The sequence below is a fragment of the Mesorhizobium erdmanii genome, assembly GCF_013170725.1.
Lineage (GTDB): Bacteria > Pseudomonadota > Alphaproteobacteria > Rhizobiales > Rhizobiaceae > Mesorhizobium > Mesorhizobium erdmanii.
Map to the genome: position 1 here is coordinate 3859901 of NZ_CP033361.1, position 13177 is coordinate 3873077.

Annotated in this window: 15 protein-coding genes; 6 read left to right on the forward strand and 9 right to left on the reverse strand. The window is 62.6% G+C overall.

The window, feature by feature from the left end:
- Positions 1-551 precede the first annotated feature (551 nt).
- The 4 genes from EB233_RS18640 to EB233_RS18655 all read right to left on the reverse strand — a co-directional run bounded on the left by EB233_RS18640 (position 552) and on the right by EB233_RS18655 (position 2713).
- Entirely contained in the window at positions 552-833 is a 282-nt protein-coding gene (locus EB233_RS18640) for a hypothetical protein (protein ID WP_064988571.1), read from the reverse strand.
- A gap of 459 nt (positions 834-1292) precedes the next feature.
- The gene (locus tag EB233_RS18645) at positions 1293-1901 is read right to left on the reverse strand and encodes an ATP-dependent Clp protease proteolytic subunit (protein ID WP_064988572.1); all 609 of its coding nucleotides are present in this window, start codon (positions 1899-1901) and stop codon (positions 1293-1295) included.
- A gap of 21 nt (positions 1902-1922) precedes the next feature.
- Entirely contained in the window at positions 1923-2402 is a 480-nt protein-coding gene (locus EB233_RS18650; RefSeq protein WP_064988573.1) for an SRPBCC family protein, read from the reverse strand.
- Positions 2399-2713, reverse strand: coding sequence for an ArsR/SmtB family transcription factor (locus tag EB233_RS18655; RefSeq protein ID WP_027051956.1), 315 nt, complete (start codon positions 2711-2713; stop codon positions 2399-2401). Before EB233_RS18655 ends, EB233_RS18650 begins: the two co-directional genes overlap by 4 nt.
- A 224-nt stretch (positions 2714-2937) precedes the next feature.
- On the opposite strand from EB233_RS18655, the gene EB233_RS18660 reads away from it, so the two are divergent.
- Positions 2938-3456 (forward strand): single-stranded DNA-binding protein, encoded by a 519-nt coding sequence (locus EB233_RS18660; protein WP_027051955.1) that lies wholly within the window; start codon positions 2938-2940, stop codon positions 3454-3456.
- 129 nt (positions 3457-3585) lie between these two features.
- Positions 3586-4011 (forward strand): OsmC family protein, encoded by a 426-nt coding sequence (locus EB233_RS18665; RefSeq protein WP_064988574.1) that lies wholly within the window; start codon positions 3586-3588, stop codon positions 4009-4011.
- A gap of 33 nt (positions 4012-4044) precedes the next feature.
- Here EB233_RS18665 and EB233_RS18670 read toward each other — a convergent pair whose 3' ends face one another.
- Positions 4045-4674 carry a MarC family protein gene (locus tag EB233_RS18670; protein WP_027051953.1) on the reverse strand — a complete coding sequence of 210 codons (630 nt, stop codon included), beginning with the start codon at positions 4672-4674 and terminating at the stop codon, positions 4045-4047.
- Positions 4675-4822: 148 nt separating this feature from the next.
- Positions 4823-5353, reverse strand: a complete 531-nt coding sequence (locus EB233_RS18675) for a hypothetical protein (protein WP_064988575.1) — start codon at positions 5351-5353, stop codon at positions 4823-4825.
- Positions 5354-5438: 85 nt separating this feature from the next.
- On the opposite strand from EB233_RS18675, the gene EB233_RS18680 reads away from it, so the two are divergent.
- The gene (locus EB233_RS18680; protein ID WP_064988576.1) at positions 5439-6269 is read left to right on the forward strand and encodes a helix-turn-helix transcriptional regulator; all 831 of its coding nucleotides are present in this window, start codon (positions 5439-5441) and stop codon (positions 6267-6269) included.
- A gap of 28 nt (positions 6270-6297) precedes the next feature.
- Here EB233_RS18680 and EB233_RS18685 read toward each other — a convergent pair whose 3' ends face one another.
- A complete protein-coding gene (locus tag EB233_RS18685) occupies positions 6298-6921 on the reverse strand; it encodes a ParB-like protein (RefSeq protein WP_064988577.1) in 624 nt (207 codons plus the stop codon).
- Positions 6918-8621 (reverse strand): SulP family inorganic anion transporter, encoded by a 1704-nt coding sequence (locus EB233_RS18690; RefSeq protein ID WP_064988578.1) that lies wholly within the window; start codon positions 8619-8621, stop codon positions 6918-6920. The genes EB233_RS18685 and EB233_RS18690 overlap by 4 nt, the downstream gene beginning before the upstream one ends.
- A gap of 211 nt (positions 8622-8832) precedes the next feature.
- On the opposite strand from EB233_RS18690, the gene gyrA reads away from it, so the two are divergent.
- Complete coding sequence (gene gyrA / locus EB233_RS18695) at positions 8833-11634, forward strand: DNA gyrase subunit A (protein WP_064988579.1); 2802 nt, start codon at positions 8833-8835, stop codon at positions 11632-11634.
- A gap of 66 nt (positions 11635-11700) precedes the next feature.
- Here the strand turns inward: gyrA and EB233_RS18700 are convergent, their stop codons facing one another.
- Positions 11701-11853, reverse strand: coding sequence for a hypothetical protein (locus tag EB233_RS18700; RefSeq protein WP_081293956.1), 153 nt, complete (start codon positions 11851-11853; stop codon positions 11701-11703).
- Positions 11854-12047: 194 nt separating this feature from the next.
- Between EB233_RS18700 and coaD the strand changes: the two genes are divergently transcribed.
- Complete coding sequence (gene coaD, locus EB233_RS18705) at positions 12048-12548, forward strand: pantetheine-phosphate adenylyltransferase (RefSeq protein WP_027051948.1); 501 nt, start codon at positions 12048-12050, stop codon at positions 12546-12548.
- Positions 12549-12658: 110 nt separating this feature from the next.
- Positions 12659-13153 carry a peptidylprolyl isomerase gene (locus EB233_RS18710; RefSeq protein WP_244277616.1) on the forward strand — a complete coding sequence of 165 codons (495 nt, stop codon included), beginning with the start codon at positions 12659-12661 and terminating at the stop codon, positions 13151-13153.
- Positions 13154-13177: the final 24 nt, after the last annotated feature.

The following is a 13177-nucleotide window of genomic DNA, read 5'->3' on the forward strand; positions in this document are numbered from 1 at the left end:
CTGGACTTAACCTCCCTGCGATCACAATTTTCGGTAACCGGCTATTGACGGTTGACGCGGCCGTCTCGCGGGAGCAGTCTCCAGAAGTCAGCGAAGCCGGCCGTCTTTCGACGGCCTCGCCGCCCCAAGGCGGCCTGCGAGACGCCGCAGGCATTTGCGATTTGCGCTTCGCGACTACTATGTCGCAACGGACACAGGAGCGGAGCATGACGCCACCGGATAGTCCCCAAGGGCTCCACGTCTCGTTGGAGCCGCGGCAGGCATAAGTGCCAGGGTTTAGCGTTCGCGCCACCCGGCAAACCGTGACTTGCCGAATCCCCCAACAATCAGAGACTGCTAGTCGGATCGTCGGCTGACGCCGCGAAGCATCCGAAATCCAACGCCGGCAGTACACTCCCGGCAAAATATGGATTTGAGATCCAGAAAAAGCCCCGTCCGTTTGCCCAGAGCACGGCGGGGCTTACGTTTTGTGATCCGCAATTGGCCGGAGACTCCGCCAGTTCGTCATCCCTGGACGCGAAGACGAAAACACGCTTCAGCCGGTCGCCAGATCAATGGTTCGGTGGCCGGATGCCGCCGGTCGCCATGTCGATGGTTATGCTGCCGCCGATCCTGACATCGGTATTGCCGATCTTGAACGTGCCATCGCCGCCTGCCGGCAATGCGTCGTCGGGTTCGGGCTGGGGAGCTGGCTTGGCGATACGGTAGTTGCCGGTCACGCCGGGCAGGGCACCCGTCTGGCCGGGTGGGGAACTGTCCTCGGCGAATGCCGCGCTCGAGGCCGCCGCGGCGACCGTAATGGCTATGATCAGTTTGTTCAGGCGGTGCTGCATGACAAGATTATAGTATCGCGCTGCAGGTCAGGCCAGACTGCGGCGCCGAAATCGATGTCGGCCGGGGCACATCAATCCGATTGCTTGCCCTGGCCCGGCTGCAAGCAATCAAATCTCCCTACTGGTTTGATGCAGGACGGGGCGGCTCGCCTGGTTGCCAGTTGCTAAAATCCATATAGCAGCGGATGGACCCGCCTTCGAGTCGCACATCGCCTCCACGCGCCAAACATGCGTACCCTTCGGCGCCATTAGACAGCAAGAAAAATGCCATGCATATTCCTGCTATAGCTAATATGGCGCGGAATGCTCGTTTGTTTGGATTGGTAAGCGCTGGCATGTATGTCTCCGCTTATAATTAAACTAGGCAATTAAGGCCGAGTTCATTGATGGGTGATGAAAAAAATGTTCTCGATTTGGTGCATCTGATTTAATTGATGCGTGGATTCCACCCAAATCACTTTATGCCGCCGCCTTCTTGCGGGTGTCGAAGACGTGGTCGACAATGCCCCATGCCTGCGCTTCCTTCGCGGTCATGAAATGGTCGCGGTCGAGCGTGCGCTCGACCTCTTCATAGGTGCGGCCGCAATGCTGGGCGTAGAGTTCGGTCATGTGGCGTTTGGTCCTGCCGATGCGCTCCGCGTGGCGCTGGATGTCGGATGCCTGGCCCTGGAAGCCGCCGAGCGGCTGATGCAGCAGGATGGTGGCGTTCGGCAGCGCGATGCGGCGCCCTGCCGTGCCGGCCATCAGCAGGAACGACCCCATCGAGGCGGCAAAACCCATGCACACGGTCGACACCGGGCAACTGATATATTGCATCGTGTCGTAGATGGCGAAGCCGCTGGTCACCACGCCGCCCGGCGAGTTGATGTAGAGCGAGATCTCCTTATCGGGATTGTCTGATTCCAGCGACAAGAGCTGCGCGCAGACCAGCGCCGAGACATCGTCGTTGATCTCGCCGTTGATGAAGACGATGCGCTCGCGCAGCAGCCGCGAGAAAATGTCGAAGGCACGTTCGCCGCGGCTCGATTGCTCGATCACCATCGGCACCAGACTGGCAATACCGCTCATTTTTCGTCTCCGATTTCGTGTTCAAGCGGCGCGCAGCAGAGAGCGCGGTGTGTTCGCGGCGACGGGCTTTCCGGTCCCGTGAACCCCGAGCGAAAGCCGGCAGCCGGTGCCCGCCATGGCGACGGCAGGTATCGCCTTCCCGGCAAAGCCGTCATGGACAATGCGCAGATGCGTGCCGCCGGAAACGGTGCGGCAGAGTGTGAAGGTGACGACACTGTCGAGTTCCCGACGATCGGCTTCGCCGCTCTCGGACCGCTCGCGCCAGGAGTAGCGAAGCAGACGCCCGGGTTCGGCATCGAGCACTTCGCACTCGATCGGCGCGCCCTGTCCGGCAAAGGCGAAGCGGCTGCCGCTTTCCGGCTTGATATCGTTCGGCATCATCCACGCCGCCAACAGCTCCGGCACGGTCAGCGCACGCCACACCTTTTCCGGCGCATCCGGGAGATCGCATTCGAAGGCGAGGGCGTCGTTGGCGGTTCGCGCCTGCTTTTCGTCGTTCATTGATCCATATCCTTCAAAACCGTCTTCAGCCTCTCGATGCGCTCCGGCCAGAAGGTCCGGTAGCGATCGATCCAGGAGAGCAGCGGGGCAAGCCCTTGCGGGTCGGCGCGGTAGTAGGCGTTGCGGCCCGCTCGCCGCTCGACGACCAGGCCGGCGCCACGCAGCACCGCCAGATGCTGCGACACAGCCGGTTGCGACACCGTCAGGCCGCTGCGCAATTCCGAAACGCTCATCTCAGCCGTGGCGAGGCGCTCGAAGACGGCGCGTCGCGTCGGGTCGGCCAGGGCGCGGAAAATCTCTGCTTCGATCATGGCAAAAGCATAAGTCGATACTTATTGATTTGGCAAGCGCTGTTTTGAGGCCCATATGAGGGGCTCGGGCATTGCTGCCATTCCTTGACAATCAGCGGCAGTGAATATAGGAACGAAAAGGGAACAAAAACCTTGTGGGAAAAGCCAGCCTTGGCAGGCGGCTGACGTCGGCAGCCTGTAAGGTACGCCCACAAAAATTTGTTTCGGATGAGCGGAGAAATATCATGGCGGGTAGCGTCAACAAGGTCATTCTGGTCGGCAACCTCGGCGCGGATCCGGAGATCCGCCGCCTGAATTCGGGCGAGCCGGTCGTCAATATCCGCATCGCCACGTCGGAAAGCTGGCGCGACAAGAATTCCGGCGAGCGCAAGGAGAAGACCGAGTGGCACAATGTCGTCATCTTCAATGAGGGCATCGCCAAGGTGGCCGAGCAGTACCTGAAGAAGGGCATGAAGGTTTATGTCGAGGGCCAATTGCAGACGCGCAAATGGCAGGACCAGACCGGGGCCGACAAGTACACGACGGAGGTCGTGCTGCAGAAATTCCGCGGCGAGTTGCAGATGCTCGACGCACGTGGCCAGGGTGAAGGCGGCCAGGTCGGCGGTTATTCCGGCGGCGGCAGCAGCCGCGGTTCCGATTTCGGCCAGTCCAGCCCGAATGAAAGCTTCAACCGCGGCGGCGGCGCGCCCAGGGGTGGCGGCGGCGGCTCGTCGCGCGAACTGGACGACGAGATCCCGTTCTGATCGATTTGACACCAAACGGCTGACGCCGCGTGGTCGAGACGCCCCGAGAGTCCTGCATGGACTTTCGGGGTTTTGCGTTGTTGATTTGGCCCGGCGGCAGGTGCGATCAAGGATTGAAAGGACAAGGCGGTGAAGGCACGGGTAAAATGGGTCGAAGAGCGCACATTCGTCGGCGAGTCCGGCAGCGGCCACAAGCTGGTCATGGGAACGGCATCCGGCCCTGAAGGCAAGACGCCAGGCCCGAGCCCGATGGAACTGGTGCTGATCGGCACCGGCGGCTGTTCGGCCTATGATGTCGTCCACATTCTCGAGAAGGGCCGCGAAGCGGTCGAGGACTGCGTCGTCGAACTCGATGCCGACAGGGCAGAGACTGACCCGAAAGTGTTTACGCGCATCCACATGCATTTCATCGTCAAGGGCAGGGCGCTTTCGACCGACAAGGTGAAACGCGCGATCGGTTTGTCGATCGACAAATACTGCTCGGCCTCGGCAATGATGGCCAAGACGGCCAAGATCACGCATGATTTTGAAGTGATCGACACGGCGGCGAAGTAGGGCAGAAGGGCAGTAGGGCAGTAGGCGTGCCGCTCACCCCGCCATCAAGGCCTTGATGCCGTCGGCCACGAACTGCACGGCCAGTGCAGCCAGAATGACGCCGAGCAGGCGGGTGAGGATCGAGCGTCCGGTCTGGCCGAGGATGCGGTCGATGCGTTCCGAGAGCACGAACACCATATAGGTGATGACGAGGCAGACGAAGATGATGCCGACCAGTGCCGCTTGCGCGGCAAAGCCCTGAAACGAGCCGGAAAGCAGCACCGTCGCAGAAATCGCGCCGGGACCGGCGATCAGCGGGATCGCCAGCGGGAAGGCGGCGATGTTGTGGATCATGTCCTTGGTGATGGCGACGTCGCCGATCTTCTCCTTGCGGTCCTGACGGCGCTCGAACACCATTTCGAAGGCGATGAAGAACAGCAGAAAGCCGCCGGCGACGCGGAAGGCCGGCAAGGTGATGCCGAACACCGACAGGATAGAGGCGCCGGCCACCGCGAACAGCGCCATCACCAGGAAGCCGATGACCGAGGCGCGCACGGAGACCTGCTGTCGCTCCTCGCGGTTCATGCCGCGTGTCACGGCGAGGAACAGCGGTGCCAGGCCGGGCGGGTCGATGGTCACGAGAATGGTGACGAAGGCATTGAACAGGCTGTCGAAACTCGGCATCGCTGACCCCTCCCGCCGGGCCGAGCCCGCTCTGCATTGGTAGAGCAAAGCCCGGCCGGTGGGAACAGTCAGAGGCATGAATGCCCCGGTTCTCCTTTATGCTGGCGCGAAGGATCGCCACCTATCATTTCGACCGCCTTTCGAAGACCTATTGAGCTTTATTCTCTCGCTGCGCCAGGAACTCGACTTCGAGGTGCCAGTCCGTGCCGCCCTGCGAGCGCTCGCCGAGCCAGCGGAAGGAGTTTTCGGTGATCCGCGAAAAGCTCCAGCGCACCGAGGAGCCCGTGCCATCGGCGCCGACTTGCACGATCGTATCGCCCTCGGCGCGGCCGAGCTGGCGGCTGAAATACTGGTTGCGCGGATCGCTCCAGAAGATGTGCCAGGCTTCCGCGCCGGGATCGTAGACGCGCAGTGTGGTGCCATAAAAAGTCCACTTGCCGAGCGAAGGCGAGGGGCCGGCATCACGGGCGGGCAGTATCCAGACGTCCTGGATGGCGCGGCCTTCCAGCACCCAGCCGAAATGCACCTCGCCGCGGCCGGTCAGCACGGTGCCATCCTCGAGGTGGCGTGAGGCATCGAACGTCCAGGCGCCGACGAAGCGGCCGTAAAGGTTCAGTTTTTCCGCAAGCCCGCCGATCGGTCCGGGGCTGTGCAAGGCTTCGGCAAAGGGGTCGAACATGGTTGCGGTCTCTTTCTGTCAGGAGGCCGTTAGGAGTAGGCGCCGACGGGGTTATGGGCTTGGGAAAAATTGCTATATTTCGGGCATGACAGCGACGACCCGCACTCTCGCATCCGGACCCGGCTGGCACGTTGCGGATGTGACCTGCACGGCAAGCGCCGGCGATCGGCCATTCGAGGAAACCCACCAGGACTTCTGCGTCGCGGCGGTGACAAGCGGCACGTTCCGCTACCGCGCGCAACAAGGGACCGCAATGCTGGCGCCCGGCGCGTTTCTGCTCGGCAATCCCGGCACGTGCTACGAATGCGGGCACGAGCATGGCAGCGGCGACCGTTGTCTCTCATTCCATTTCGGACCAGCCTACATGGAACGGATCATCGCCAGCGTGCCCGGGGCCAGGAGGCTCACCTTCGAGGCGCCACGCCTGCCGCCCTTGCCGGCCCTGGCGCCGTTGCTGGCCGAGGCGGAAGCCATGCGTGACATGGCTGACAGGGCCTCCTTCGAGGAACTTTCCCTACGTATTGCGGGTGCGGCGGTGGTTGCAGCTTCCGGCGCCGCGCCTATCAGGCGCGGACCGAGCCGCCGCGACCAGAAACGGGTGGCCGAAGCGGTACGGCGCATCGAACTGGATGGCGACGGGCCGGTCTCGCTGTCGGCACTGGCGGACGAAACCGCGACAAGTCCCTATCATTTCCTGCGCATTTTCCGGCAGGTCGCCGGCATGACGCCCTACCAATTCCTGATCAGGACCCGGCTGCACCGTGCGGCAGTACGGCTGCGGCTGTCGGACGATGCCATCTCGGCAATCGCCTTCAACGCCGGCTTCAACGATCTCTCGACCTTCAACCGCCGGTTTCGGCGCGTCATGGGCCAGACGCCCAGCAGATATCGTGCCGGGCAGCTGTCCCGGCGCTGAAAGAACGGCTTGCCCGCCGCCGGCGGCGTCAGTCCGTGGTCGGCCCGCACCAGCCTGGCAAATAGTCCGCGTCTTTGCCCTTGGCGAGCGTCAACGCCTCTTTCATCGCCTTGTCGAAGTTCTTCGCCACGGCATCCGGATCGATGCGCCGGCGCAGAAAATCCGCCCAGATGAATTCGCTGAACGGCGTCGTGTCCTTGGCGAAACCGCCTTGCCGGCGCAACTCGCCCGCCATGCTCCGGTAAGGATCGTCGATCAGCTCGCCGATTGTTTTAGGAATTGCCGAGTAATCGCGGCGCCGGCCGTTCTCATCGAAGGGGTGCATCCAGCCTCTGTTGTCGAGCACGAAAAGAAACGCGTCCTTGTCGAGCGCGGACAGGTCGCTGATCACGGTCACAAGCACGTCCTTGACCCCCTCCTCGAGCAGGGCGCGAGCGAGGTGATGGTGGTCGGTCACGTAGTTGCGATTTTTAGGACCCAATACGACCGGCACCATGTGCTTGCCGAGGAAAGCGCCGGTCTTCTTCCTGGCGTCCTGCGACCGGATCATCTGGCGCTTCAACGCAACTTCTCTCATGCCGACCGTTATCTGCGTCGGCCGAAGGTCCGCGACGGCAACCGGCGTGACAATGGGTTCTCGAGGGTCGATCATGGCACTCCATCCTGTTCCTGCCGCGGCTGTTTGCCCGGACCAAGTGATTTGATCGCTGCGTCGACACTGTGGAATATGCGCTGCGTGCCGACTATTTCGGCGATGCCGAACCGCGCCAGTGCCGCCTGGGCGCGCAGCGATTCCAGTCGTGCAATGGCAAAGACCGCGCCCGCCTTGCGGGAATGCGCGATGGTGTCGATCAGCGCCTGCGCGGCGGTGTAGTCGATTTCGACGATGTTGCTGGCCTCGAGCACGACCAGTTTCACGGTTTCGTTCCTGGCATCGACGAGATCGCAAACACCACGCTTGAAGCGATCGGCATTGACGAAGGATAGCGGCGCCTGGAAGGCCGCGACCAGCACGCCTGGGATCTGTTCGCCGGCATTGGGCTTGCTGGGCGGCCACCACACGGAAGTGCCAGGCACCTGTTCGAGCTCGATCGGCAGCGTCCGGGTCGCGCTCCAGATGCCGTGCAGCAGCGACAGGCCGATGCCGACCGCCACGCCGGCCTCGATCGGCAACACGACGATCGCCGCCATGGTGATCAGAATCAACACGAATTCGACCGGCGCCTGCCGGTAGACACTGGCGAACACCTTCCAGCGCAGTATGTGCTGGGCGACGAACATCAGGACGCCGGCAAGCGCGGCCTGCGGAACATTGGCGAGCAGACCGCCGCCAAAGGCGCCGAGCGCAAGCACGATGGCCGCGGCAATGAGGCCTGACAGTTGCGAGCGGCCGCCCGACTGGGAAACGATCGCCGTGCGCGGCGGGCTGGCATTGACGGCAAAGGCGCCGAACAGGCCCGACGCGATGCTGCCGGCGCCGACGCCGATGAAATCGCGGTTGACGTCGGGTGCGTCGTCCTGTTGCGAGGCGAAGGAACGCGAGGTGGCAGCCGTCTGCACCATGACGACAATGGCGATCAGCAAGGCCAGCGGAACGAGCGCCTGAACGTCAGCGAGGCCGGCTTCCGGCAGGTAGGCGCGCGGCAGGCCGTTGGGCAAGGCGCCAAGCACCTCGACGCCGCGATCCCTGAGATCGAAGACGATGACGGCAAGCGTGGCGAGCACCATGCCGATCAAGGCGCCGGGGATGCGAGCGCTGATCCGTTCCGAACAGAACACGATCGCAAACACGCCGAAGCCAAGGCCGAAGCTCCAGGGATTGGTGAGATGAAGACTGCCGGCGATCTGGCCGACACGCCGCAGGGTTTCGCCACTCTCGGCGGGCAGGCCGAGCAGCCCGGGCATCTGCGAAACGATGATATGGACGGCGATGCCGGCCAAAAACCCCGTCGTGACCGGCACGGACAGGAGATCGGCAATCCAGCCGAGGCGCAAGACGCCGCTGAGGGCCACGATCAGCCCGACCATCAATGCCAGCATGGCCGCCAGCGCCATGTAATGCGGCGAGCCTGATGTGGCGACCAGCGCCAGGCTACCGGCAAACAGCGGCGTGATGGTCGAATCCGCGCCGGCCGAGAGGTGACGGTTGGCGCCGAACAGGGCAAACGCCACTGAACCAGCCACAAAGGCGAAGAAACCGATCTCCGGAGCAAAGCCGCCGAGCCGGGCCGTTGCCATCTGCTCTGGAATGGCGATCGCGGCCAGCGTCAAACCCGCGATCAGATCGCCATTCAAATCCCGGAGCTGCCAGCCGGTCAGCGCGCGCAAAGGCAGCCACTGGCGCCAGTTCATGGTGCTTGAGGCTTTTGCCTGGGGAAGTTGGTCCATTGCCGGCTTTTGCCTTGGTGGCGGCGAAAAGCGTTGTGGCCATTTCGTCGCAATCTGCGGTATCCTTTTGAAATTACCACCAAAAATGACACTGGAAAAGTGCCGCGAACATTGGAGTTTCGGCCGCGCTTCCTATATAAGCGGTCAGTGATTCCTGATTAGATTGTGATCCGATTTGACCGACCAAAAGACACCGCGCGGCGCCGACGGCGGCCCCACCGGCATCGAGCCGATCTCCATTATCGAGGAGATGCAGAGCTCCTATCTCTCTTACGCCATGAGCGTGATCGTCAGCCGTGCGCTGCCCGATGTGCGCGACGGCCTGAAGCCCGTGCATCGGCGCATTCTCTATGCGGCGCATGAGAGCGGCTACCACTGGAACCGCAAATATGTGAAGTCGGCGCGCCCGGTCGCCGACGTGATGGGTAAATACCATCCGCACGGCGACGCATCGATCTATGACGCCTTGGTGCGCATGGCGCAGGACTGGTCGCTGCGTGTGCCGCTGATCGACGGGCAGGGTAATTTCGGCTCGATCGACGGCGATCCGCCGGCGGCGATGCGCTACACCGAATCGCGGCTGACCAAGGTCGCGCATGAGCTTCTGGAGGATATCGACAAGGATACCGTCGATTTCCAGGACACCTATGATGCCTCGGACACGGAACCGAAGGTTCTGCCGGCGCGCTTTCCCAATCTGCTGGTCAACGGCTCCGGCGGCATCGCCGTCGGCATGGCCACCAACATTCCGCCACACAATCTCGGCGAAGTCTGCAACGGCGCCATTGCCGTCATCGACAATCCGGCGATCGACCTGCCGGCGCTGATGGAGATCATTCCAGGCCCCGATTTCCCGACCGGCGGCATCGTGCTTGGCCGCTCCGGCATCTACAGCGCCTATTCGACCGGCCGCGGCTCGATCGTCATGCGCGGCAAGGTCAACATCGAACAGCGCGGCAACGACCGGGAATCGATCATCATCACCGAGGTTCCCTACCAGGTGAACAAGGCCTCGATGATCGAGAAGATGGCCGAACTGGTGCGCGACAAGCGCATCGAAGGCATTTCCGACATTCGCGACGAAAGCGACCGTCAGGGTTATCGAGTCGTCGTCGAACTGAAGCGCGACGCCGTCGCCGACGTCATTCTCAATCAGCTTTACCGCTTCACGCCGCTGCAGACCTCGTTCGGCGCCAATATGGTGGCGCTGAATGGCGGCAAGCCGGAAGTGATGAACCTGACCGACATGCTGAAGGCGTTCGTCACCTTCCGCGAAGAGGTCATCACAAGGCGGACGAAATTCCTGCTGCGCAAGGCGCGCGACCGCGCCCATGTGCTGGTGGGCCTTGCCATCGCGGTTGCCAATATCGACGAGGTCATCAAGTTGATCCGCACCGCGCCGGACCCGCAGACGGCGCGCGAGCAGTTGATGGAACGGCGCTGGCCGTCCGGCGATGTGGAATCGCTGATCCTCCTCATCGACGATCCGCGCCACCGCATCAATGAGGACGGCACCTACAATCTGTCCGAGGAACAGGCGCGCGCCATCCTCGAACTGCGCCTGCAGCGCCTGACCGCGCTCGGCCGCGACGAGATCGCCGACGAATTGAACACGATCGGCGCCGAAATCATTGATTATCTGGACATTTTGTCGTCGCGCGCGCGCGTCCAGCAGATCGTCAAGGACGAGCTCGCCGCCGTGCGCGACGAGTTCGGCACGCCTCGCCGTACCGAACTCACCGACGGCGGCGCGGACATGGAAGACGAGGACCTGATCCAGCGCGAGGACATGGTCGTGACGGTGAGCCATTCCGGCTACATCAAGCGCGTGCCATTGTCGCTCTACCGGGCGCAGCGCCGCGGCGGCAAGGGCCGCTCCGGCATGTCGACCAAGGAAGAGGATTTCGTCACAAGGCTGTTCGTCGCCAATACGCACACGCCGGTGCTGTTCTTCTCCTCGCGCGGCATCGTCTACAAGGAAAAGGTCTGGCGTCTGCCGATCGGCAATCCGCAGTCACGCGGCAAGGCGCTGATCAACATGCTGCCGCTCGAGCAGGGCGAGCGCATCACCACCATCATGCCGCTGCCCGAGGACGAGACGAGCTGGGGCGAGCTCGACGTTATGTTCGCCACGACGCGCGGTACCGTTCGCCGCAACAAGCTCTCCGACTTCGTCCAGGTCAACCGCAACGGCAAGATCGCCATGAAGCTGGAGGAAGAGGGCGACGAGATTCTCGGCGTCGAGACCTGCACCGACAATGACGACGTGCTTTTGACCGCCAGCTCCGGCCAGTGCATCCGCTTCTCTGTCGGCGACGTGCGCGTCTTCCAGAGCCGCAATTCGGTCGGCGTGCGCGGCATCACCATGGCCGAGACCGACCGCATCATCTCCATGTCGGTGATCGAGAGTGTCGATGCGCCGCCCGCCGAACGCGCCGCCTACCTCAAGCGTGCGGCGGCCGAACGGCGGGCTGCCGCGGGCATCGCCGCCGGCGAAGAGGAAGAAATAGCGCTGACCAATGAAGAGGTCGGCGAGGAGGCGGAGCTTTCCGACGAACGCTACGAGTTCCTCAAAGCACACGAGCAGTATGTGCTGACGGTGACCGAATATGGCTACGGCAAGCGCTCGTCGTCGTATGATTTCCGCCTGACTGGACGCGGCGGCAAGGGCATCCGCGCCACCGACGTGTCGAAAACGGCCGAGATCGGCCGGCTGGTGGCGACTTTCCCGGTCGGCAATGACGATCAGATCATGCTGGTGTCGGATGGGGGTACCGTCATCCGGGTGCCGGTCAACGGTATCCGCTTCGCAAGCCGCGCCACCAAGGGCGTGACCATCTTCAATACCGCCGACGGTGAGAAGGTGGTTTCGGTCGAGCGGATCTCGGAGCCGCAGCCGGACGAGGAAAGCGAAGAGATCGTTCAGGGCGGCGCCGAAGCCGATCCGGCGGCCGATGGCCCTGAGGGTGCTGAGTAGGCAGGGCAGGCTTTGACATAGCAACGCCGGCCTGTTGGCCGGCGCGGCAGCAAGTTCTAGATAGACTTAGTAGTGACGATACGGCTTGCGGGGGCCGAAGCCCTCGAAGCGCTTGGTTGTTGCCCTGACGCGGATGCGTTGCGCCTCCTGATGCAGCCCGAATACTGTGGCGATCAGCATGGCGACGGTCATTGCGGTGGCAAGCATGTAGATCAGCATATGCGTGTTCTCCTGCGCCTTACAACGGGTAGATGGGGTTTTGGTTTCATCTTATTAAGGGTGCAACCTAGTGAACGCTGCGTGAAGGCTTCGTGATCAGCGTGTTCATCTGTCGTTCATGTGCCGGAAAAGGTTCACGGCCTGCGCGCTGATCGGATTTGCCTTTGCGAGAGAGGCTCGCTAGAAGCTGCGGCATGATGGAACGCATCGCCCTTTACGCCGGCTCCTTCGACCCGCTGACCAACGGCCATCTCGATGTGCTGAAAGCGTCGCTGGCCGTGGCCGACATCGTCTACGCCGCGATCGGCATTCATCCGGGCAAGAAGCCGCTGTTCTCCTTCGAAGAACGGGTGCAGCTCATCGAAGCGGCCACCAAGGCCGAATTTGGCCGCGATGGCACCCGCATCAAGGTCGTCGCCTTCGACGGCCTGGTCATCGACGCCGCCAGGAGAGAGGGTGCCTCGATCATGATCCGAGGCCTGCGCGACGGCACCGATCTCGATTACGAAATGCAGATGGCCGGCATGAACGAAACCATGGCGCCCGAGCTGCAGACGGTTTTTCTGCCCGCCAGCCCGTCGGTACGCACCATTACCGCCACACTTGTGCGCCAGATAGCCTCCATGGGCGGCGACATCCGCCCCTTCGTGCCGGCGGCGGTCGCTGGCGCGCTCACCGCCAAATTCGCAAAATAAGTTTCTCGGAGAAGACCATGCAGCTGAAAAAGCTCGCCTCGTTCCTCGTCGTGCTTGCCGGTCTCCTGACCGCATCGGTCTCGGCCTATGCCGCCGACCCCGAAAACACCATGATCATCACGCTCAAGGATGGCGACGTCACCATCGCCTTGCGGCCTGATCTGGCGCCCAAGCATGTCGCGCAGATCAAGAAGCTCGTCCGTGATCATGCCTATGACAATGTCGCCTTCCACCGTGTCATCGACGGCTTCATGGCCCAGACCGGCGACGTCAAGTTCGGCAACATGAAGAAGGGTTTCAACGCCCAGGCCGTCGGCACCGGCGGTTCCGATCTGCCTGACCTGCCGGCCGAATTCTCGCAGACCGAGCACTACAAGCGCGGCGTGGTCGGCATGGCCCGCTCCCAGGATCCGAACTCCGCCAATTCGCAATTCTTCATCATGTTCGCGCCGGCGCCGCCGCTTGATGGCCAGTACACCATCGTCGGCAACGTCGTCAGCGGCATGGAACTGGTCGACAAGATCAAGAAGGGTGACGAGGCCGACAACGGTACGGTCTCCGACCCCGACCGGATGATCAAGGTGCGCATCGCCGCCGATAAGTAACTCTATTTTCTGAGAAAAAGGATA